Genomic DNA, 22,322 nt, shown 5'->3' on the forward strand with positions numbered 1-22,322 from the left:
GGATCCTCACGGGCAATAGAGCGTTTTCAGCGTGTTGATCACCTGCTGTACCGCAGGGTGGGTGATGAAATAGTGGATACGCTGGGCATCGCGCTCGCTGTCGATCAGCCCCTCGTCACGCATCCGCGCAAGGTGCTGCGAGGTGGCGGAAGGGCTCAGGCCGGTAGCGCGGGCCAGTTCACCGGCGCTGGCCCGCGGCGCATCGCACAGCATGCACAGGATCAGCAATCGGTGAGGATTGCTCATGGCTTTCATCAGCGCGGCGGCTTCTCCGGCGCGGGCCTGCAGGTCTTCAGGTGTGGTCATATATTTTAGCTTTTTCTAAATTTAGATAACTCTAAAATAAAAACATCCCCTGCGCCAGCACTTTTTATCTGTGACTCAGGCCGGAACGGCGAGCTGGGCAATCTGCGCCCGGGCGCTGGCGATCCCTGCGTCGCGACCATGCGGACGATTGTCCAGCCCTTCGGCATAGATAAATTCCACCTCATGGATCCCCATCAGCCCCAGTACCGCGCGCAGATAGGGGGTGATGGCGTCGGTGGTCTCTCCCTGGTGAATACCGCCGCGGCTGCTGACGACCACCGCCCGAACGCCCTCGACCAGCCCCTGCGGCCAGCTGTCGGTGTAGCGAAAGGTTTCCCGCGCCCGCGCCACGAGGTCGAACCATTTCTTCAGGTCGGTCGGGACGTTGAGGTTATACATCGGCGCCCCGATCACCAGCAGGTCGCTGGCTTTTAACTCGGCGATAAGCTGGTCGGAGCGCGCAACCGCCGCGCGGATGGCTGGCTGCGGATCCACTGCCCCGCGCAGGGCGGCGAACAGAGGGCGATCCAGCGTTGGCAGCGCCATGGCGCTGAGATCGTGTTCCGTGAGCCGATCGCGGTGTCCTGCTGCCTGGCGCGCCGCGAGAAATTCGTTAATCAGCTGATTGGTCAGGGATGTTTCGCCATTAATGCTGGATTTTAATACCAGAACGTTAGCCATGATGAGTGCCTCAAGTGAAGGGGAGAGGCAGAGACTAACACTGTCTTTTTTCTCTCTGGAGTGACATTATTTTCCTCTATTGTATCCCATAAGGAACCAATCTGTGCGTGACGATCTGAACGCGATCCCGGTGTTTGTTACCGTGGTCGAGAGCGGTAACTTTGCCAGCGCGGCGGCGATCCTCCACGTGACGCGTTCGGCGGTGGGTAAAACCATTGCCCGGCTGGAAGCGCGCCTCGGCGTGGCGTTATTCCAGCGCACTACCCGTCGGCAACTGCTGACGGAAGAGGGGGAGCAATTTTACCACCAGTGCCGGGAAGCGCTGGCGCGCATCCGCGAGGCCGAAGAGGCGCTCCAGCGCGGGAAGGGCGAGGTGCAGGGGCGGCTGCGGATCTCGCTACCAGTGCTCTTTGGCCAGCGCTGCGTGGCGCCGGTGCTATTCCGCCTGAGCCAGCGCTATCCGTTACTGAAGCTCGAGCTCCACTACAGCGACCGGCAGGTCAATCTGCTGGAGGAGGGGTTTGATCTTGCGGTGCGTATCGGAAACCTGGCCGATACCGGGTTGCTACGGGCGCGGGCGCTGGGGGAACATGGCATGGTGCTGTGCGCGGCGGCGGAGTACCTGCGCCGCCAGCCGGCGCCGCAGACCATCGCCGGGCTGAGCGAGCACCGCACCCTCGGCTATCTGCACAACGGCCAACTGCAAAAATGGCAACTGTACGACCCGCAGCAGGGCGAAGTGCGCTTCAGTCCGCAGACGGGGCTGGTACAGGATGATTTTGCCGCCATCGCGGCGGCGGTGCAGCAGGGGATGGGCATCGCCTGGTTGCCGGACTGGCTGGTGGCGCAGGCGCTCGCCGACGGGACGCTGCAGCAGGTGCTGGCGCCCAGCGCTCAGGTGCGTTTCGCTATCCACGCGGTGTGGCCGGAGGGGCCGTGGCTGCCGCAAAAAACGCGGGTGGCGATCGATGCCCTGCGGGAAGGACTGCGCCTTGCTAAAAGCACACCGCCCAGCGGTTAAGGGTATCTTAAGGCGACCGGGCGATAATGACAGAAAGATGACGACTGAGAGCTATCGCCATGAACGCCCTGGAAACCCTGAATCAATCTGTTTTTTTCGCGCTTAACGCGCAGCCTGGCGCCGCGGAGGGCCTGCTGTCGCTGGCCCGTTTTTGCGCCAGCGGCATCGTGTTTATGATGCCGGCGATCGCGCTCGGCCTGTGGTTTCTCGGTGGTCGTGAGGGACACCGCCAGGCGCTGTTTATGACCCTGGCCGTGATGATTTCCCTCGGGCTGGGGATGGTGTGCGGGACGCTCTGGTTTCATCCGCGGCCGTTTATGATCCCCCTCGGCCATACCTGGATAAGTCATCCGGCGGATAACAGCTTCCCCAGCGATCACGCTACGGTGATGTTCAGCGCCGCGTTTGCGCTGCTGTCGCTGCGCCTGCGGGCGCCTGGTCTGCTGATGCTGCTGGCTGCGCTGCCGGTGGCCTGGTCGCGGATCTATCTTGGGGTGCATTTTCCGCTGGATATGGTGGGCGCAGCCCTGGTCTCCATTGGCGGGGTCATCGTGGCGAAGCGGGTCTGGCAGGCGGTCGGCCCACGGCTGGTGCTGCTGTGCGAGGCCGTCAGCCGGCGGATGTTCTCCTGGCTGCCGGCGCGCTTTACGCCATAGCCTCAGCGACGAGGCCGTCCGGTACGGGCGGCGCGGCGGTATAGCGTGCTGCGGGCGATACCCAGTATCTGTGCCGCCCGGCTGACGTTGCCGTTAACGCTGGCCAGGGTATCGACAATCAATTGCTCGTCATGGGCCTGCAATCCTCCGCGCGGCAGCGGCGCAGGCGCGGTGCGATACGCCTCCGGCAGCGCGTCGGGCGTCAGCGTGTCGCCCTCATCGGCCAGAGCCAGCATCACCTTCAGGACGCTCTGCAGCTGGCGCACGTTTCCCGGCCACGGCAGCTGGCTGAGGTGGCTCAGCAGCGCGCCTGACAGCGTCACCCGGCGTGAAACACCGCCCAGGTCGCGCCACAGCGTGGCGATAAAGGTTTCCAGCGCCGGCCACTCGCGCAGCGGGGGCAGCGCCAGGGCATACTCCCGTAGGCGCCACAGCAGATCTTCACGGAATTCGCCGGCGCTGACCCGTTGCGTCAGATTGCGGTGGGTGGCGCAGATCAAGGCGAAATTCACCGGCACGCTGCGGCTGGCGCCCAGCGGGGCCACCTCTTTTTCCTGCAACACCCGCAGGAGCCGCGTCTGCAGCGCCAGCGGCATATCGCCGATCTCATCGAGAAACAGTACCCCGCCCTCAGCCTCGCGGATTTTACCGATATAGCCGTTTTTGCTGGCGCCGGTAAATGCCCCCGGCTGGTAGCCGAAGAGCTCGGATTCGATCAGCGATTCCGGGATGGCCGCGCAGTTGATGGCGACAAATTTGCCACTGCGCCAGCGGCTGTGCTGATGCAGCGTACGGCTGACATACTCCTTGCCGCTGCCGGTTTCTCCCTCAATGCATAGCGCAATGCCGGCGTTGAGCAGCCGCAGCAGCTTTTCGCCTTCGCGCGGGCTGGTGAAGGGGAGATGCATGACCGGCGGGGCGCTTACCGCCACCCGGCGGCGGGTGGGCTCCCGCAGGCGATAGTGATAGCGGCCCTGCGGGGTGGTCAGCGGCAGCGGGACGCTGACCGCCCTTTGCGCCAGCGTCGGAAAAAGCGACGCAAAGGTGAGCTGGCCAAACTGCGCCGCGCTCAGGCCGAACTCGCGCATCGCCAGTCGGTTGCCGGCGGTGAGGACGTTGTCAGAAAAGACCAGCAGCAGCTCCTCGACGCTGTCGAGCTTGTCCACCTGCCGGTGCAGGCTCATCAGCCACTGCTCCGGATGCAGGCTCTGTTTCACCCACAGATACTCAATCTGCTTTGCCGCCGCCTTCACCCAGCCGAAGGTATGCTGGTGGGGAAAATCCGCCGGGCCGGAGATATCCAGCACCCCGGCAATACTTCCGTCCGGCCGCTGGAGCGGCATCGCCGCACAGTACAGATTCTGATTGCGGGTAAGAAAATGCTGGCGGCCATCGATTTCGCAGCCGTCATCAATGACCAGCGCGGTGCCAATGGCGTTGGTCCCGCGCCCGCTTTCGCTCCACAGATTGCCGGGGGCCAGCGCCACGCGCTGAGCCTTCTGCATCGCCTGAGTATCGCCGACGGTGTGCAGCACCAGGCCACTGGGGTCGGAGAGGACCACCACCGACTGCAGGTCCGCCACCTGGCGCGACAGGGCATCCACCACCGGCTGCGCCAGCTGCTGCAGGCTGCGGTGGCTGGCGAGCCGGTCTGCCAGTTCCCCGGCGCGCAGACGGGGAAAATCCTCGGTAGCGGGATCCAGACCATAGCGCTGGCAGCGAGACCACGAGTCGCTGAGCAGGGGGTTAGCGTTAACCTCTGGTGCGAGAAGATAGGGATTACCTGGCACAGGGCACCTCAGGGTCGATGTTGCTGTGTTGCAATATTGTAGCCATTTGGTTTATTTGGTGTTGCGATTTGCAACACAGAAGTGGACATCTGTGCGACAGCGCCTGCCATCCTGGTAAATAAATAATCCTAACTCATTAATAAATAATATAAATTGTTGGCAATAAAAAACTGGCATAACCCCTGCAAAGTGAGAAGCGTTCGGCGGCAAGTTTAAAAAATCAATATGCCGCTGCGTCTCAACCCTACAGAAGGAGATTTGCGATGCGTTATGCACATCCTGGCCAGCCCGGCGCCCTGGTTTCATTTAAATCCGCTTACGGCAACTTCATTGACGGTAAATTTGTCGAGCCGCTGAGCGGTGAATTCTTTATGAATACCTCCCCGGTCGACGGCAGCAACATTGCGCAGTTTCCCCGCTCGGACGCCAAAGACATTGAGTTCGCCCTGGATGCCGCTCACCGTGCGGCGCCGGCGTGGGGTAAAACGTCAGTGCAGCAGCGCTCCAGGCTGCTGCTACAGGTCGCCGATCGTATTGAACAGCACCTGGAGTATCTGGCCGTCGCGGAGAGCTGGGACAACGGGAAACCGATCCGCGAAACCCTGAATGCCGACCTGCCGCTGGCGGTGGACCATTTCCGCTACTTCGCCGGCTGCCTGCGCGCCCAGGAGGGAAGCACCGCCGAGATTGACGAAACGACGGTGGCCTATCATTTCCATGAACCGCTGGGGGTGGTCGGGCAGATTATCCCGTGGAACTTTCCGCTGCTGATGGCCGCGTGGAAGCTGGCCCCGGCCCTGGCGGCGGGTAACTGCGTGGTGCTCAAGCCGGCTGAACAGACGCCGCTGAGCATTACCCTGCTGCTGGAGCTGATCGGCGATCTGTTCCCGGCCGGGGTGCTTAACGTGGTACAGGGATTCGGCAAAGAGGCGGGCGAGGCGCTGGCCACCAGCAAGCGTATCGCCAAGCTGGCGTTCACTGGCTCCACGCCGGTCGGGCGGCATATTCTCGCCTGCGCGGCGGAAAATATTATCCCCTGCACTGTCGAGCTGGGGGGCAAATCGCCCAACATCTACTTCGCCGACGTAATGGAGGGAGAAGAGGAGTTTATTGAGAAGGCGATGGAGGGACTGGTGCTTGGCTTCTTCAACCAGGGGGAGGTATGTACCTGCCCGTCGCGGGCGCTGATCCATGAATCCATCTATGAGCCCTTTATGGCGCGGGTCATGGAGAAGGTGGCGCAGATCCGCCGTGGTGACCCGTTAGATACCGACACCATGATCGGCGCGCAGGCTTCCCGCCAGCAGTTCGATAAGATCCTCTCCTACATTCAGATTGCGCGGGAAGAGGGCGGGCAAATTCTGACCGGCGGCGAGCGGGCGGCTATCGCGCCGGCGCTGGATAACGGTTTTTATATTCAGCCCACGCTGATTAAAGGCCGCAACGATATGCGCAGCTTCCAGGAGGAGATCTTTGGGCCCGTGATCGGGGTGACCACCTTTAAGGACGAAGCGGAAGCGCTGACCATCGCCAATGAGACCCAGTTTGGCCTTGGCGCCGGGGTCTGGACGCGGGATACCAACCTCGCCTATCGCATGGGCCGCGGGATTAAAGCCGGCCGCGTATGGACCAACTGCTATCATGTCTACCCGGCGCATGCGGCGTTCGGTGGCTATAAACAGTCTGGCGTTGGCCGGGAAACGCACAAGATGGCGTTGGATGCTTACCAGCAAACCAAAAACCTGCTGGTGAGCTACGGCACCGCGCCGCTGGGCCTGTTCTAAATACAACCCCGCGCTTCTGTTCCAACCTCTGTCCGCAATCCGTCCGGGTTGCGGATTTTTTTTAACTGCAAAATAACCCTGCTATTTAGCCGGCTTTATTGAGCGGCATGACCAACACATTCACACGGCTGATGTAATATCTTTCACTTGAAAATAAAAAGGGTTCCACAACAAGAAATTATGCGCAGTGAGGCGGACACTTGTGCTTCATTTATGTAGAAATGATGAATATTAATACCAGGAAAATTCCTAATTTTCCTGTGCTGTCGATCGGAAGCACAATAAAACAAGACAACTTTTTGAGTAATTATCTTTAAATTTGTTAATGGTTTTGATCTGTTGTTGTTTGAAAGTGTTTTATTGCCGTTTGTATAGATATGTAAATTAACATTGAAAAGGCATTTCAAAAATAAATTTTATGCCTCTGATAATCATTAACTTATTCGTAACATTGTGCCGGGTTGCCTTTTGGTAGGTGCGGTAATATATTTATTTCGCACACCAAAATAACTTTTTTAGCTTCTGTTTTTTATTAATGGTCACCTTTTGACAGAATAAAGCAAAGCGAGAGGGCGTGTGCCTACTATCCTGCGGAAGGAACGCAATGAACATTTACAAGGAGGAACTGATGAGCAGCTTCGCGATAGCCAAGCGCTATTGCCGATGACTGTGTGATATATTCGTTAACGATGAGATAAATAATGAAAACCCAACTTCGTATTATGGCAATTCTCATGGGCGCGCTGGTTTCGGGCGCGGCAATTTCAGGCAATACGCAACCGGCAAGATCGACAATGACCGTTAACCCAGGCGCCAGCGCAGGCACTCAGGGTACCGGTGGGCAGGTAATTTTTAACGGCTCTATTACCGACAGCTCCTGCAACGTCGACAGCGGTTCAACCGGCCAGACCGTGGATTTGGGCAAATGGGCCAGCAGCTATTTTACCGGCACCGGCTCCGAAACCACCAAAACTCCCTTCCATATCAAAGTCAAAGATTGCCCGGCCAGCGTGGCCAAGGTTGCGGTGCTGTTTGACGGCGCGCGCGATCAGTCTGATACCACTCTGCTGGCCACCAATGGCGGCGCCACCGGCGTGGCGATCAAGCTGTATGAAGACGACCAGAACACGGCGGTCAGCCTCGGCAAAGTGTCCAAAGATCACCCGGTCGTCGCGGGCGCCACTGCCGGCACCGGCTCTGCTGACCTCGAGTTTTACGCCGACTATGTCTCTACCGGGGCCGTGGCGGCGGGCGATGCCAACGGTACGGCTAATTTCAATATGATTTATAACTAATCTTATTGCGCGTTATTCAGAGCCAGTCCATTGCGTCAGGATCCATAGCAGTTTGTTGAAATATTAATGGCGAAGCAGTCGCGATATATATTCGTGACGGTATTGTTGTTCCTGCTAATTATCTCAATGGTTACTGGCTCTGTTATTCACAGCTTTATTTTATTGTCTGTTCAACCTTTACCTGATGGTTATTAATGATGAAGAAAATAATTGCCGTTGCGGCTTTTCTGCTGTGCTCCACGGCAGCGCAGGCCGGTATTGTCATGGGTGGAACCCGTGTGATTTATCAGGAAGGGAAGCGTGAAGCCGCTATTTCAGTCACCAATGCCGATACTCACACACCCTATCTGGTGCAGTCGTGGGTGGAAAATTACGCGGAAAATGACAAGAGCAAGGTGCCCTTTATTGTGACCCCACCGCTGTTCCGTCTCGATCCGGAGCAGAATAACGTTCTGCGTATTAACTTTATTGGCGCCTCGCTGCCCGGCGATCGTGAGTCGGTGTTTTGGCTGAACGTCAAAAGTATTTCTCCGACGCCGCAGGGCGAGGTGAATAAGCTGCAGGTCAATATTAGGTCGAAATTCAAAATTTTCTATCGCCCCAACGGTCTGGCAGGCGACCCGGCAAAAGCCTGGCAGCAACTGAAGTTTACCCAGTCCGGCGGTCATCTGACGGTGGCAAACCCCACTCCCTATTTTGTCTCTTTTTACTCCGTCGCGGTGGGCGGGCAGAGCATCGATGAGCCAGGCATGGTGGCTCCGTTCGGCCAGAAAACGTGGCCGGTGAGCGGGCACGGCGCCGTCAAATGGCGGGCGATTAACGACTACGGTGGCGTCAGCGATTTCGCCCAGCAGTAATTCCCTTTTGTGATGACATGACCGGACGGCGCCAGCATGAAAAGAACAACAACAGCGAAGGTGCGGGAGTATGCCGCAATGCCAGTGACCGCAGGACGGGCGCTGGCGCTGGCGACAGTGCCGACGATGATGTTTTGTCTCAGCCCGCTGAACCGGGCGCTGGCCGACGACTATTTTGACCCGGCGGCGCTGGAGTTTGCCGACCCGCAGCAGCAAACCTCCGACCTGCACTACTTCGCCAAACCCGGCGGGCAGCAGCCGGGCACTTACTCTGTCACCGTGGTGGTTAACGATCAGGAGCTGGGTCAGGCTGATATTACGTTTGTTGACGATGGCGGGAAGCTGCAGCCGGTGCTGACGCCCGGTCAGCTGGCGGATTATGGGGTCAACGTCAGCGCCTTTCCCGCCTTTCAAACGCTGCATGAAGGAGAAACCTTCACCCGGATCGAGAAGTTTATTCCCGACGCCAGCAGTCGGTTCACCTTTGCTAACCAGCGCCTGACGCTGAGTATTCCCCAGGCGGCGATGAACGTGCAAAGCCGCGGCTATGTCGATTCCTCGCGCTGGGACGATGGCGTGCCGGCCGCGTTTGTCGATTACTATTTTTCCGGCGCGCAAATAAAGAACGCCGATGACGGGGAGAGCAGCCGCTCAAACTACCTCAATTTACGCAGCGGCGTGAACCTGGGCGCCTGGCGGCTGCGCAACGTCTCCTCAATGCAGTACGACCAGCAGCGCCGGCACTGGGATACCCAGAGCACCTGGCTGCAGCGCGACGTCCGCTCGCTGAAGAGCTTGCTGCGGATCGGCGATACCTACACCACCGGCGATGTGTTTGACAGCATCCCCTTTCGCGGCGTCCAGCTGATGTCTGACGATGAGATGCTTCCGGACAGCCAGCGCGGCTTTGCCCCCACCATCCGCGGCGTGGCGCACAGCAATGCCAAAGTGACCGTCTCTCAGCACGGGTATGTGATCTACGAAACCTTCGTGTCGCCGGGGGCATTTGCCATCAGCGATCTTTACCCCACCTCGCAGAGCGGCGATCTGGAGGTGAAGGTGACCGAGAGCAATGGTTCGGTGCGCACCTTTACTCAGCCCTATTCCGCAGTTCCTTTTATGCTGCGCGAAGGGCGCGGCAAATTCAGCCTTAGCGCCGGGCGCTACCATTCGGGGGCGGATACCGTCCGCTCGCCGGAATTCCTGCAGGGAACCCTGTTCTACGGTCTGTCGGCGGGGTTTACTCTCTACGGCGGTACGCAACTGGCCCAGGACTATCAGTCCTGGGCGCTGGGCCTGGGTCGCGGCTTCGGCGAGTTCGGATCGCTGGGAGGCGACGTGACCCAGGCCGTCACCCGCACGCCGTCGGGCAAGCGCTACGCGGGCCATTCGCTGCGCGCCCAGTATCAGAAAGATTTTGTCAGCTCGGGGACCTCATTCAGCCTCGCCAGCTACCGCTACTCCTCCAGCGGCTATTACGATTTTGCCGAAGCCAGCGCGCTGGAAAGCGCGCAGGGGCAGGTGGACAACCGGCGTCGCCGGGAAGAGCTGTCGGTGACTCAAAGCCTTGGTGGCCTCGGCAGTCTGGCGATCTCCGCCTGGTCGCAGGATTACTGGCACCGGCAGAGCCGGGATGAGACGGTACACCTCGGGTTCTACAGCGCCTGGAAGGGGATCTCCTGGGGCGTGGGCTATTACTACACCCGCGCCAGCAATCAGGAAAAAAATGACCGTTCCTGGTCATTTAATATCAACATCCCGCTGGGCGGCCCGCTGTCCGACAGCGCGGTAAGCTATAACACCACCTCGGACAGCAATGGCTATACCTCGCAGCAGGTCTCGCTGTATGGCGCGGTGCCGACGCGGCCAAATCTGTTCTATTCGGTCCAGCAGGGCTATGGCAACCAGGGGCGAGGCAGCAACAGCAGCGTCGCGCTGGATTACCACGGCGGCTTCGGCAACGCCCAGCTCGGCTATCGTCATGACGCCGCCAGCAACCAGCTGACCTGGGGAGGCGCCGGCTCGGTGGTCGCGCATCCGCACGGCGTCACCTTCGGCCAGACGGTGGGCGAGAGCTTCGCCATCGTCCGCGCGCCGGGGGCCGCTGGGGTGGCGGTACAAAACGGCAACAATGTGCACACCGACTGGCGCGGCTATGCCGTGGTGCCATCCCTGACCGCCTATCGAAAAAATGTCATTACCCTCGACACAGAGTCGATGGCCGACGATACCGACGTCGATCAGGAGGGGCAGACCGTGATCCCCGGCGGCGGCGCGGTGGTGATGGCCAACTACCGGACCCACATTGGCAACCGGGTGCTGTTTACCCTGCGCAATGCCCAGGGGCCGTTGCCGTTTGGCGCCAGCGCGCGGCTGGTCACGGCGGAGGAGAGCGGCAATGCGCCGGGCGGCATGGTGGCTGACGGTGGGCAGGTGTACCTCAGCGGCGTGCCGCAGGAGGGGACCCTGGCGGTGAGCTGGGTCGTTAACAACCAGTCGCAGAGCTGCACGCTGCATTTTCAACTTCCGGATAACCCACAGCAGAGTCTGAATACGGTGAAAACCGTCTCCGGACTGTGCCAGACACGCTGAGGCGGCTATGAAATCTGTTTTTCGTCTACTTCCTGTTCTCTTTCTGCTGGCGCTGAGTGGTTACCTCCCCGGCGTGCGGGCTGAAACCTGCCGCGCGAATATCGGCCAGACCACGGTCAATATTCCCAATATCAAATACTTACCCACGCTGCCGGTCAATACCCAGATGACCAGCGCGATGGCGGATAACGGCAGCGGGATCCCCTTTTCCTGCGACCTGCAGCTGCCGACGGCGAGCGCCAAACGCATCGTCTATAAGCAACTGAAAACCGGCGGCTCGCCGGTGGTGATTAACGGACAGCACGTCTACCCCAGCGCCATCGACGGCATCGGTTACTCGCTCAGCTTTCAGTGCGCGGGCGGCCCGATGCGCGCTATCGACGGCAGCCACTCCGCAGGCGGCGAGTCGGTGGTGGTGTGCGACAGCGCAATGCTTCCGGCGCTGATGACGCAGCAGCAAACCACGGTCAGGATCGCGGTGACCTTCTATAAAACCGGGACGGTGCAGCTGGCGGACGGGACGCACACCAACTCGCCGTCGCTGCCGCAGGTGGGGGAGATGACCATTGAGCAGCAGGCCAGCGGGAGCGCCAGCTATGTCGCCAGCGCGCCGGTCAGTATCGATATGGCGGCCCTGAACGTGGACATCGGCAGCAGCGGCAGCTGTCAGGTAGCGACGTCGACGATCCAGGTCACTCTGGGCACGGTAAACCGGGCGGAGTTTCACGGTAAAGGGAGTACCGGCGGCCAGGCGAAGCGCTTTTCGATCCCGGTGTTCTGCCCGTCGCCGACCGACGTGCGCATCGGCTTTTTCGGCGTCAGCGTGGAGAGCGATACCCTGGCCCTGAGCAAGGCCAGCAACAGCGCCAGCGGCGTCGGCGTGAAGCTGACCTACGGCAATAACCCCGGCGCGGCGGTCTCTGATGGCACCAGCGTTAAGATCAATGAGGCCAGCAACTTGCCGATCCTGAAAAGGGTGACCGGCACAAACGCCGGGGCCGCCGAGGCGATCAATTTTAACGCCCAGTATGTGCAAACTGACGCCACGGTGGGGGCGGGCACGGCCAACAGCATGGTGACCTTCGCCCTGGAGTATAACTAGCCTGACGCTGGCGCATGGGCATTCTGCAGGGGGATGGGCACCACTGCGCCGTAGTCGTCGATATAGTTCAGCTGGTACAGGCGAGTGCTGTCGGTGGTCATCACGGTATGGCTGCTGTATGGCCGGAGCATCACGTTTCTCATCGGCGAGAGGTGGCCTTTATTATCGATCAGCGTCCCGTTGACCAGGGTGATATGCAGTGGGCCTGAGTTGGTAAAGCGCAGGTGATTCCCGCTCTGCTGCCACTGCAGCTTTTGCACCTCTCTGGCGAGGGTGGTGGTGATGGCGGGCGGACGATAAAAGAGCTTCAGGCGGGTACGGACGACAAATTGCAACGTATGCGTGCCGACGGCTGCGGGAGGCGTCTCCTGGATATTGACCCAGTACACGCTTTCCCGATCGCCGGGCAGCCCGCCGCCGAGATAGATAAAGCGCAGCTGGGCGGATTGTTGCGGCGATAAATAGACCTGCGGCGGCGTCGCCACTATCGGCAGGCCGACGCGCGAGGTATTGAGTCCGGCGTCCAGCCAGATCTGCACTTTATAAGGCGTGCTGCTGCGATTGTGAATGTTCAGGCTGGCGACCTTTTCTTTCCCGGAATAGACCACCCGCGTGGCATTAATGGTGATCCCGGCGCAGGCCTGAAAGGTCACTGCGCAGAGCAGAATCGCCAGCTGTGTTTTCATGAGGACTCCCTTGACGTCTCATCCCTGACCGGGAAGCTATTCCTGCATAATGGTAAATCGGGCCGTCGCATTGCCGTCGCCGGGATCGGCGTGGGTTTTGTCCCAGGTGTAATAGAAGGCGTTCAGCCTGAAGGTTCCGGAGCCGCCGTCCACCGGGATCTCTATGCGGGGATCGTGTTGCGGATCAAGGCGTTCATCGAGGCTGAGCGGGGTGCCCGTGCGGTCAGTGAGCAGAATACCTACCTTGCTGGCCGGCTTACCGCTGCCGTCGAGCGCCAGCACGCGGTTTTCAGGTGTGTCGGCAGGCGAGGGGCCGTCAACCACAATGTAGTAAGTGCCTTTCTCACAATCTTTAACGCGAATGTCGATGCCGACCGCCGGCCCGGTCCCAGACTGACTGTTTTTCAGTCTCGACAGCGGAATAGCGCCCATACTGACGTCGATGACCCCGCTGTCGCTCACCCCTTCGAGCTTGCAGGAGGCGTTCACGACCTTGCCGATGAAATTCAGCTTGCCCTCTGCCGCGAGTGCAGGGACAGCGGCCAGCCCGGCAAAGACCGTCGCCAGACACAGCGTGATTATTTTCATTTTCTTTCCTTCTCTATTGCCCGTAAAGCTGGCGCCAGGGCCGTTATTTTGATGAGTCTTATTTACGCCAGGTATGTTTTTTATTAATTCATCTGACTGACAAATTTATTAATACCAGGAAATAAACTGGCTTGTTATTTAGGGGCTGCTTTTGTCGGGATAGTAGCGTGGGGGAATTGCGACGTAAATAAGACGGTTATTAACGCGAGTTGAATGCCAAATATCGCTCGATAAAATAAATTGCTATTTTAATTCAATGGATTAGAAATAGCTTATTGCTCTTTTTTGCCAGGTGTTCGAACCCACTTCATGGTGGAAAATACGATCGTTCACGTAAGGCTACGCCCGGCAGATGAGGGATCATTCACCGGAGGGGGGCTGTTTTTTATCGCCAGATTTGCGATCGGCAACCGTGCTGCCGGGTTGTATGTCACGATGATTAAAAATAGGATGAATGCCCTGGCGTATGCTGCGGATGGTGTGGACTGATAAGCGGCCGATCACCCCGGCGCGAAAAATCGATAACGATAAGGATGGCGAGATGAAACTGACGGTGGGGCTGGCGCTGACGCTGGCGATAATGACCTGCGGCGCCCAGGCGCGCGATATGCAAACCATCGAGCACAGCGGTGAGCTGAAAGTGGGCGTGCCGGGCGATTACGCCCCGCTAGCGTTTCGCAATGCCGCCGGCGAGCTGCAGGGCTATGACGTGGACATGGCCCGCGATCTCGGGCGCACGCTGGGGCTGAAGGTGAGCTTCGTCTACACCAGCTGGCCAGCGCTTGCCGCCGATCTGCGGGCGGACAAGTTTGATATTGCGATGGGCGGCGTGACGCAGACTCCGGCGCGGGCGAAGGACTTCGCCCTCAGCCATCCGGTAGTGGCGAACGGTAAAATCGCCTTAGCCAACTGCCAGGCCGCCCCGCGGCTCGGCTCGCTGGCGAAGATTGACCGCCCGGAGGTGAAGGTGGTCGTCAACCCTGGCGGCACAAACCAGAGCTTTGTCGATGAGCATATCAAGCAGGCGCAGATCATTCGCGTACAGAACAACGTCGACAATCTGGAGGCGCTGCGGCAGAAAACAGCCGATATGATGGTGACAGACCTGATCGAAGGCGACTATTACCAAAGCAAAGAGCCCGGCGTGTTCTGCGTTGCTAACGAAACACCGTTCGCCGGCACCGCCAGCGACAAGGTGTATATGATGAATAAGGATAACCCGGCGCTGCTGGAGAAAGTGAACCAGTGGCTGGATAGCCAGGACAAAGAGGTTCTCAAACGGAAGTGGAAAATTCGCGGTTAACGCGGCGGCGCGCCACCGCCGGCAGACGCGTCCGGCGGTGGTTATCGTCCACGGTTAGCGCTGCGGCGACAGGGGCTGTCGCGCGAGGCCGCGGAAGTAGCAGGCGTAGCCGAGGGTGGCGGTCAGGCACAGCATATAGCCAAACGACTCGCTGCCTTCCTCGACCGTGTTTTTCACCACCCGGGCGTAGTTCTCATCCAGCACGGCGTACCACAGGCCGTGCATGCCGAACAGCCGCGAGAAGACCAGAATCGCCAGCAGGCCGCTGATCATCATCCCGTAATAGGGCGTGCGGGTATACTCCGCCAGCTGCGACAGGGTCTGAGGCAGATGGCGCAGCGGCGCCAGCAGCGACCCTACGGTGGCCAGCAGGGCAAACCACACCCAGCTGCCGTGGGAGAGCAAATCAAACAGGCCATCCAGTTCACGGATCAGCATGGCGAGGAAGAAGCCGCCGATGAGGATATTGCTATAGCGCAGGTGGGTATATTTTCGCGCCAGCAGGAAGTGAACCAGTACGATGACGGCCAGCACGCTCTCCTGCACCACTTCGGTGAGCGACACCTCCGGGATGTCGTTACCAAACACCCGAATATCCACCCACAGACAGAGTACCGCGAGGGCGGCTGCGACCGCCGCGCCGAGAAAGAATAGCAAGCTTCGTAACAGAGACATTAACACCACAACTTATACTTAAAAGAAATATCATAAGTTTTGGGAATGCATGTTCCTGTTCACTTTGTGCGACTTTGCCGCGTTTTTTTAACATTTTGCGCGGTTTAGCGCCGGCGAAGGCGACAGGGGAGGGTGACTCCCCTGAATGAGGTGGGCGTCAGAGAATATCATCCACCACGCCGCCGTCGACGCGCAGTGCGGCGCCGGAGGTGGCCGATGCCTGCGGCGAGCAGACGTAGACCACCATATTGGCGACCTCTTCCACCGAGGCCGCCCGCTGGATCACCGAGCTCGGACGATGGGTCATGACAAACGCTTTCGCCAGTTCCTCCAGCGACTTGCCGGTTTTCGCCACGTCGTCTTTCAGCATCTCGGCAAAGCCGTCGGAAATCGTCGGCCCTGGCAGTACGCTGTTAACGGTCACTCCGCTGCCGGCGACATATTTCGCCAGGCCGCGGGCCAGCGACAGCTGCGCGGTCTTGGTCACGCCATAATGGATCATGTCCGCCGGGATATTGCGCGCCGATTCTGAGGAGATAAACACCACCCGCCCCCAGCCTTTACTGACCATCGCCGGGAGCAGCCCCCGTGACAGGCGTACGCCGGACATGACGTTGGTCTGCCAGTAGTTGTCCCATGTCGCGTCGTCGGTGGCGTAGAAATCCTGCGGGCCATAGATCCCGGCGTTATTGACCAGAATATCGACGCCGGTCACCGCCCGCAGCAGCTGGGCTGCGCCGTCGGCGTCGCTGAGGTCGGCGATGGCGGGTCGCGCCTTCGCGCCCGACACCTCATTTTGCAGACGAGCGATGGCGGCGTTCACGCTCTGCTCGCTGCGCCCGTTAATGATGATCTCTGCGCCGCTCTCCGCCAGGCCTTTGGCGATGGCGAAGCCAATACCCGCCGTGGAGGCGGTGACCAGCGCGACTTTCCCCGCTAAATCAATCTTCATGTTCCTGCCTTCTGGTTGTGGATCTCCCATTAAGCGTAGCAGCGGCAGTATGGCTGGGGATCAGTAACCGGCGTGCTTATTGACCAGGTTCTTCAGCGGCAGCCCGCGGCGCTGGCGCTGAATGTTCTCCAGCAACTGGCGGGCGATCACCTCGGCAGGGGCCGCAGAGGCCATATGCGGGGTGATGACCACCTGCGGATGGCGCCACAGCGGATCGTCCGCCGGCAATGGCTCCTGCGGGAAGACGTCGAGCACCGCCCCGGCGAGCTGGCCGCTCTCCAGCGCCGCCAGCACATCGTCATTGACCATATGCTCCCCGCGGCCGCAGTTGATCAACACCGCCCCGGCGGGTAGCCGGTTGAACAGCGGCGCGGCGAGGATACCTCGGGTCTGCGCGGTGAGCGGCAGGAGGTTAATCAGCCCGTCAAGCGACCCAAGAAAGTGGTCGAGCGCCTCCTCGCCGCGATAGCAGGTGACACCAGCCAGCTGCTTTTCACTGCGCGACCAGCCGGAGACCCGATAGCCGAGGCGGGCCAGCTGGTCAGCGATATAGCCGCCAATTTCGCCCAGACCCATAATGCCGATATGGAAGTCGGCGGCGGCGCGCTGGGGATAGAGCTTCCAGGTTTGGGTTCGCTGGTGGGCCAGCGCCCGGTCGAAATGGCGCTGAAACCACAGGACGCTCCACAGAGCATATTCGAACATGCCGTGGCGAAAATCTTCATCGATCACCCGGCACAGCGGGATCTCGCTGGCGAACAGCGCGGGCGGCAGATGATCGACCCCGGCGGACGCGGCCTGGATCAGCTTCAGCCCCGGCGAGCGGCTCAGCAGCTGCGGGTCCGGGAACCAGCAGCTGGCGTACTGGGCGTCGCGCGCCGCCTGGTGATGGGGCAGAAGCGCCGTGACGTCGGGAAACTGCTGCAGGGCGGCGCAAATATCGCGGGCGAAATCCGCGTCGTTACAATCCACAACGATAGTGATATCAGACATAGGCGTTAGTCTTTGTAAGAGGTATCGAGACGGTCAAGACGGCGCAGCCACGCCTGCCAGACCTGTTGACGTTCATGCTCCACACCCATCAGCTGCTCGCAGGCGTGCTGGCTGAGGTGCGGAGCGATGGTGTGGATCGGGCTGAGGGCCGCCAGCTGGGCGGTGGCCATTTGGATCTCGCAGGCGCGGTTCAGGTAGTACATGATGTAAAACGCATCGGCCACGGTGCGGCCCACCGACAGCAGGCCGTGGCTCTGCAGGATCATGGCGATATTATTCCCCAGCGAGCGCTGGATGCGCGCCCGTTCGTCGAGGTCAAAGGCCACCCCTTCATAGGGATGGTAGCCGACGCGCTGGTAAAACTCGGTGCTGATCTGGTTAAGCTGCAGCAGGCCGTCCTCGCAGGCGGCCACCGCCATTCCCGGCAGCGTATGGGTGTGGATCACGCAGTGGGCGTCTTCCCGGGCCATATGCACCGCGCTGTGGATGGTAAAGCCCGCCGAGTTAGCTGGCGCGTCGCCCTCTACGACCTTGCCCTGCATATCCACCACGATCAGGTTGCTGGCGGTGACTTCGTCAAACATCATGCCGAAGGGGTTAATTAAAAAACGCGGCTCGCCATCGCCGGGCAGGCGCACGGAGAAGTGGGTGTAGAGGGTATCCTCCCAGCCGAACAGCGCCGCCAGCCGGTAGGCGGCGGCCAACTGCTGGCGCAGGTGTTGCTCAGTTGCCATTTAGCGTACTCCCATAAATTCACGGATTCGTTGCAGAGAAGGGGCCTCCAGGGGGCTGCGGATCACCTGCGGGGCGATATCGGCCTGCACCACGCCGTTCTCCATCAGCACCACGCGGTCGGAAATCGACAGGGCGAAGTCCATCTCGTGAGTGACAATCAGCATGGTCATGCCTTCGCGGGCCAGCGACTGAATGACCTTCAACACTTCGCCTACCAGCTCCGGATCCAGCGCCGAGGTTGGCTCGTCAAACAGCATAATGTCCGGCTTCAGCGCCAGCGCCCGGGCGATCGCCACGCGCTGCTGCTGGCCGCCTGAGAGCTGCCAGGGGTATTTGTGGGCATGGGCCAGCAGGCCGACGCGGTCGAGCAGCGCCAGGGCCTGCTCGCGGGCGACCGGCTGGTCAAGCAGCTGGTGATAGCGCGGGGCCAGCATCACGTTGTCGAGCACCGTGCGGTGGGGGAACAGGTTGAAGCTCTGGAAGACCATGCCGATGCGCCGCACCCCGGCGCGCATCTGGCGTTTGTCGACGATGGCTCCGCCCTTCAGATAGTCCTCGCCGTAGAGAATGATCTCCCCGCCATCAAGGCTTTCGAGGGCGTTGATGGTGCGGATCAGGGTGGTTTTGCCGGAGCCGGACGGGCCGATGATGCTGATCACCTCCCCGTTATCCACCTGCAGATCGATGCCTTTCAGCACCTCATGCTGACCCCAGGATTTGCGGATGCCCCGCAGATCGAGCGCTGGCGGCGCGCCGTTGACGGCCGGCGTTTTGATCTCCTCCGTCAGCGCCGGCAGGCTCTGGCGCAGCGCCTGGCATTCCGCCTCGCTGAGGGTTTGCGGACGCTTGCGCTGAATATCGAGACGATTTTCCAGCGCCCGGAACAGCCAGGTGAAGACGGTAACCACCATCACGTAGTACACCGCCACCGCCAGCAGGGTCTCCATCACGAGGAAATTTTGCGCATACAAGCGCTGGCCGGTGAGCAGCAGCTCGGGTAAGGAGACCACCGACAGAATCGAGCTCAGCTTAATGATGGTGATGTATTCATTGATCAGCGTCGGCAGCGAGATGCGAAACGCCTGAGGAATAACAATCAGCCGCTGGATGCCGATAAAGCTGAAGCTCAGCGCATGGCCCGCCTCGCTCTGCCCCTTGGCCACCGACAGCAGGCCGCCGCGGTGGATCTCCGCCATATAGGCCGCTTCGGTGACGGTCATCGACACCAGCCCGGCGATAAACGGCACCCCGAGTAGCGGCTGGGTCACCGGAAACAGCTGCGGCAGGTTGTAGACAAACACCAGCAGCACCATCAGCGGCACGCTGCGAAAAAACCAGATATAGAGTTCGACGGGGATCTTGACCCAGCGCGGCGCGGAGAGCTTCGCGCAGGCTAACAGAAAACCGACCACCAGGCCGATCCCCCAGGACAAGGTGCTGACCACGATCACGGTCACGCACGCCTGCCAGAATGCTCCAATGCTAAACAGTGAAAAAAAGTATCCCCAATCGAACGCCATACCGACTCCTGTTGCGCAGTGCTTATTGTCTTAATCGATGCTTTCTAAGTTGTATTTTTTGATCAGCGCGGCATATTGGCCGTTGGCTTTCAGCGCGGCCAGGGTAGCCTTAATCGCCTCCGCCAGCTCGGTGTTGCCTTTGGCGACGTAGATCCCCAACGGCAGCGGGTAGACCAGGCGCGTAGAGCTTATCCCCAGGCGGCCGCGGCTCTTGTCGACGATGATCTGCGCCGCCGGGGCAATCTCAAGCTGGGCGCCGATGTTCTTCGACAGCAGCGCCTGCGAGGCTTCCGGCGCCGTCGGGAACTCCTGAATGGTGATGGCCGGTTTGCCGTTTTTCAGGCACCACTCATCGGAGTGTTTTTTCAGGCTGGTCACCCAGGTGGTGCCTGCCTGCAGGCCGACCTTCACGCCGCACAGCTCATCTTCGGTTTTCGGCTGCACCGCGCCGCCCTTCAGGGCGATGATCGACGCGCCGGAGAGGGCGTAAGGGATGGCGTCGGCCTGCTTCTGGCGTTCCGGCGTCACGTACATCCCGGAGATCACCGCATCATATTTCTTGCCGATGCCGAGGATCAGGCTGGTGAACTTGGTGTCGATCAGCTGCGGTTTGGCCTGCAGATGTTGGGCGATCAGCGCGGCGAAATCCGGGTCGAGACCGACGATGTTGTTATTGCTGTCATAGGACTCAAACGGCGGGTAGGTGACCTCCATCCCCACCTTAAAGACGCCCTCGGTCAGCAGTTCCGCCGCCTGGGTGACAGGGGAAAAACAGGCGCTGACGGCGAGGGTAAGCGCGACACGGCGCGAGATTTTTTTCAGGGTGCTAGTCATCATGGATCCTCACGGGTGGTTAGGGGTTTTTTTGCTGAGCCTGTTTTTTCAAATGGCCAAACGTATTGGTGCCGCGCGCGCGCTCCGGTAGCTGAAGTTCACCGCGATTGACCTTTTCGCGCAGGTAGCGATAGGTTTGCAGCGCCTGGCTCCACATATGCTCCCCGATGCTGAGCGCCTGATATTCACCGGCTTCGCCGGCGGCGAGGAAGGTCGGCAGCGGGCGGATCAGCGTGTGGTAATCGCAGGCGAAAAACAGCGGGAAGGAGTACCGCTCCTGCGGCACTTTGCGCACCCGGTGGGCTGTAGCAACAAATGTGCCAGCGCTGAGCACTTCCAGCATGTCGCCGATATTGATCACGAACGCCTCTTCTCCGGCGGCGTTCTTGACGGGAGGTGCATCGATCCACACGCTTTCTTCATTGAGGACTTCAAGGCCGGGCTGGTCGGCGAGCAGCAGGGTGAAGCACTCATAGTCGGTGTGTGCACCAATTCCGGGAACATCTTCGACGCTGGCGTCGAACGGGTAATGGATCAGCCGCAGCTTGGCCGGCGGGCAGGTCACCATCGGTTTGAAATACCCTTCCGGCAGGCCGAGCGCGAGGGCGAAAGCGTCGAACAGACGGTGGCCGAGGGCGAAGACTGCGTCGTAGTAGGCCAGCACCCGCGCGCGGAAATCCGGCAGATCGGGCCACTCATTGGCGCCGATCAGCGGCGTGCCGGCGAGCACCAGCGGATGGTCATCCGCTGCCTGGAAGCCGATATCGAAAGCCTCTTTATGGTCCGGCTTGCCGGAGCCGTAGATCTCTTCTCCTTCCGGAACGTAGCCCTTATGGCTTTTGGAGTGGCCGATGTAATAGTTCATCTTCTCCTCCATCGGCAGGGCGAAGATCTGCTTCGCCGCCTCGCGGACGCCGGCGATCAGCGCCGGGTCGATGCCGTGGCCAGTGATGTAGAAAAAGCCCACCTCGCGCGCCGCGCGGCCGATGGCGTCGGCCACCGCCTGGCGCCTGGCGAGATCGTCGCCGGCCAGATCGCGGATATCGATGGTCGGGAGTTCAGTAAAAGCGTGCTTCACGGCGGTCATGGCTGCGGTTCCTGTTCAGTGAGCGTTAAAAACTGCTGAAAGTGGGCCTGCTGGCGCGCGGCCATCCAGGCGTTGAGCGACCAGAGGTCGGCCACCGGAACGTTGGTGAACGGCAGATGGTGCAGATAGCCGTCGGCGCCAAACTCCGGGGTCAGCGTGGTCTGCGGGTAGCCGCGCTGGCGCTGTGAATGCCAGACCTGCTGCCAGAAGCGCTCGGCAAAAGCCAGCGCCGGCTGATACTCCGGCGCCGCCGGGTGCGGCACCTGCGGCCCCTGGTCGTAGCCCACCCGGGCCTGCACGTGATGCACGCGGTCGATAAAGGCGCTGAAGTCATCGCAGGGGTCATCCAGCAGGCGCTCGCTGACCACCACCCAGTGGCTGATGTCGGCGGTAAAGCGCAACTGGGGGAGCTGCTGAATAATCTCCAGCGTGAGCCACGGGCTGTACAGCGAGGTGGCGCGATGGGTTTCAAAGCTGCAGGTCAAACCAAACCCGGCGGCCAGCTCGTGCGCCTTGCCGAGAAAATCGACCTGCTGCGCCAGCGGCCAGCGATCGTTGCCCGCCAGCAGATTGACAAAGCGCGGGTTGAGGCTGCTGGCCTCGGCGAAGCGGGTCTGCAGGCGCGCCAGATGCTGCTCCGGCGTTTCATGCTGGGCGGGGAGCACTCCGCCGCCGCTGAAAAGAATGGCGATATACTCCAGCCCCGACGCCTGCAGGCGGTCGGCGAGCTCCCGCCGTTCGGCCACCGTTAACGGCACGCGGGCTTCGATACCGCAGCAGCCGACGCGCTGCAGCTCATCCAGCGTTTGCGACCAGGGGGTGGTGACTCCCCAGAGGGTGCGAAAGCATTTCAGCTCCATGGCGG

General features: G+C 60.5%; 21 protein-coding genes. 8 read left to right on the forward strand and 13 right to left on the reverse strand.

The genetic code is table 11. The features are described from left to right. Positions 1 to 6: 6 nt before the first annotated feature. Positions 7 to 306 carry an ArsR/SmtB family transcription factor gene (locus AC3EMD_RS05710; protein WP_002914277.1) on the reverse strand — a complete coding sequence of 100 codons (300 nt, stop codon included), beginning with the start codon at positions 304 to 306 and terminating at the stop codon, positions 7 to 9. Positions 307 to 381: 75 nt separating this feature from the next. Next, entirely contained in the window at positions 382 to 987 is a 606-nt protein-coding gene (locus AC3EMD_RS05715; protein WP_302073976.1) for an FMN-dependent NADH-azoreductase, read from the reverse strand. 103 nt (positions 988 to 1,090) lie between these two features. Between AC3EMD_RS05715 and AC3EMD_RS05720 the strand changes: the two genes are divergently transcribed. After that, entirely contained in the window at positions 1,091 to 2,008 is a 918-nt protein-coding gene (locus AC3EMD_RS05720; RefSeq protein ID WP_302073977.1) for a LysR family transcriptional regulator, read from the forward strand. A gap of 59 nt (positions 2,009 to 2,067) precedes the next feature. Continuing rightward, the gene (locus tag AC3EMD_RS05725; protein ID WP_008806125.1) at positions 2,068 to 2,664 is read left to right on the forward strand and encodes an undecaprenyl-diphosphatase; all 597 of its coding nucleotides are present in this window, start codon (positions 2,068 to 2,070) and stop codon (positions 2,662 to 2,664) included. 2 nt (positions 2,665 to 2,666) lie between these two features. Here the strand turns inward: AC3EMD_RS05725 and AC3EMD_RS05730 are convergent, their stop codons facing one another. Beyond that, positions 2,667 to 4,454, reverse strand: a complete 1,788-nt coding sequence (locus AC3EMD_RS05730; RefSeq protein WP_064144123.1) for a sigma-54-dependent Fis family transcriptional regulator — start codon at positions 4,452 to 4,454, stop codon at positions 2,667 to 2,669. 263 nt (positions 4,455 to 4,717) lie between these two features. Here AC3EMD_RS05730 and exaC point away from each other — a divergent pair, with 263 nt between their 5' ends. The 5 genes from exaC (at position 4,718) to AC3EMD_RS05755 (ending at position 12,084) form a co-directional block, all read left to right on the forward strand. Then, on the forward strand, positions 4,718 to 6,238 hold the full coding sequence (gene exaC / locus AC3EMD_RS05735) for an acetaldehyde dehydrogenase ExaC (RefSeq protein ID WP_302073978.1): 1,521 nt from the start codon (positions 4,718 to 4,720) through the stop codon (positions 6,236 to 6,238). A 701-nt stretch (positions 6,239 to 6,939) separates the two neighbouring features. Further along, the gene (locus AC3EMD_RS05740; RefSeq protein WP_008806122.1) at positions 6,940 to 7,533 is read left to right on the forward strand and encodes a fimbrial protein; all 594 of its coding nucleotides are present in this window, start codon (positions 6,940 to 6,942) and stop codon (positions 7,531 to 7,533) included. A 194-nt stretch (positions 7,534 to 7,727) separates the two neighbouring features. After that, complete coding sequence (locus AC3EMD_RS05745) at positions 7,728 to 8,390, forward strand: fimbrial biogenesis chaperone (RefSeq protein ID WP_302073979.1); 663 nt, start codon at positions 7,728 to 7,730, stop codon at positions 8,388 to 8,390. A 78-nt stretch (positions 8,391 to 8,468) separates the two neighbouring features. Then, a complete protein-coding gene (locus AC3EMD_RS05750) occupies positions 8,469 to 10,982 on the forward strand; it encodes a fimbria/pilus outer membrane usher protein (RefSeq protein WP_302074175.1) in 2,514 nt (837 codons plus the stop codon). 7 nt (positions 10,983 to 10,989) lie between these two features. Next, positions 10,990 to 12,084 (forward strand): fimbrial protein, encoded by a 1,095-nt coding sequence (locus AC3EMD_RS05755; protein WP_032733662.1) that lies wholly within the window; start codon positions 10,990 to 10,992, stop codon positions 12,082 to 12,084. Here the strand turns inward: AC3EMD_RS05755 and AC3EMD_RS05760 are convergent. Then, positions 12,081 to 12,770 carry a fimbrial biogenesis chaperone gene (locus tag AC3EMD_RS05760; RefSeq protein ID WP_016161666.1) on the reverse strand — a complete coding sequence of 230 codons (690 nt, stop codon included), beginning with the start codon at positions 12,768 to 12,770 and terminating at the stop codon, positions 12,081 to 12,083. The genes AC3EMD_RS05755 and AC3EMD_RS05760 overlap by 4 nt on opposite strands. A gap of 36 nt (positions 12,771 to 12,806) precedes the next feature. Then, positions 12,807 to 13,358, reverse strand: a complete 552-nt coding sequence (locus AC3EMD_RS05765) for a fimbrial protein (protein ID WP_012540815.1) — start codon at positions 13,356 to 13,358, stop codon at positions 12,807 to 12,809. Positions 13,359 to 13,824: 466 nt separating this feature from the next. On the opposite strand from AC3EMD_RS05765, the gene AC3EMD_RS05770 reads away from it, so the two are divergent. Then, positions 13,825 to 14,661: a transporter substrate-binding domain-containing protein gene (locus tag AC3EMD_RS05770; RefSeq protein WP_043876172.1), complete on the forward strand. Its 837-nt coding sequence runs from the start codon at positions 13,825 to 13,827 to the stop codon at positions 14,659 to 14,661. Between the two features lie 54 nt (positions 14,662 to 14,715). On the opposite strand, the gene AC3EMD_RS05775 is transcribed toward AC3EMD_RS05770, so the two are convergent. The 8 genes from AC3EMD_RS05775 to AC3EMD_RS05810 form a co-directional block, all read right to left on the reverse strand. After that, positions 14,716 to 15,336 carry a hypothetical protein gene (locus AC3EMD_RS05775; protein WP_032733660.1) on the reverse strand — a complete coding sequence of 207 codons (621 nt, stop codon included), beginning with the start codon at positions 15,334 to 15,336 and terminating at the stop codon, positions 14,716 to 14,718. 157 nt (positions 15,337 to 15,493) lie between these two features. Next, positions 15,494 to 16,288, reverse strand: coding sequence for an SDR family NAD(P)-dependent oxidoreductase (locus AC3EMD_RS05780; protein WP_032731122.1), 795 nt, complete (start codon positions 16,286 to 16,288; stop codon positions 15,494 to 15,496). 60 nt (positions 16,289 to 16,348) lie between these two features. Continuing rightward, positions 16,349 to 17,281 (reverse strand): 2-hydroxyacid dehydrogenase, encoded by a 933-nt coding sequence (locus AC3EMD_RS05785; protein ID WP_008806113.1) that lies wholly within the window; start codon positions 17,279 to 17,281, stop codon positions 16,349 to 16,351. 5 nt (positions 17,282 to 17,286) lie between these two features. After that, a complete protein-coding gene (locus AC3EMD_RS05790; RefSeq protein ID WP_004899997.1) occupies positions 17,287 to 18,015 on the reverse strand; it encodes a class II aldolase/adducin family protein in 729 nt (242 codons plus the stop codon). Next, positions 18,016 to 19,536, reverse strand: a complete 1,521-nt coding sequence (locus tag AC3EMD_RS05795; RefSeq protein WP_023298099.1) for an amino acid ABC transporter permease/ATP-binding protein — start codon at positions 19,534 to 19,536, stop codon at positions 18,016 to 18,018. A 30-nt stretch (positions 19,537 to 19,566) separates the two neighbouring features. Beyond that, positions 19,567 to 20,370 carry an ABC transporter substrate-binding protein gene (locus AC3EMD_RS05800; RefSeq protein ID WP_004899993.1) on the reverse strand — a complete coding sequence of 268 codons (804 nt, stop codon included), beginning with the start codon at positions 20,368 to 20,370 and terminating at the stop codon, positions 19,567 to 19,569. A gap of 19 nt (positions 20,371 to 20,389) precedes the next feature. Continuing rightward, positions 20,390 to 21,457, reverse strand: coding sequence for an isopenicillin N synthase family dioxygenase (locus tag AC3EMD_RS05805; RefSeq protein ID WP_032755320.1), 1,068 nt, complete (start codon positions 21,455 to 21,457; stop codon positions 20,390 to 20,392). Continuing rightward, entirely contained in the window at positions 21,454 to 22,317 is an 864-nt protein-coding gene (locus AC3EMD_RS05810) for a sugar phosphate isomerase/epimerase family protein (protein WP_012540818.1), read from the reverse strand. The genes AC3EMD_RS05805 and AC3EMD_RS05810 overlap by 4 nt, the downstream gene beginning before the upstream one ends. Positions 22,318 to 22,322 lie beyond the last annotated feature (5 nt).

It is taken from the genome of Klebsiella sp. PK18 (genome assembly GCF_057784655.1).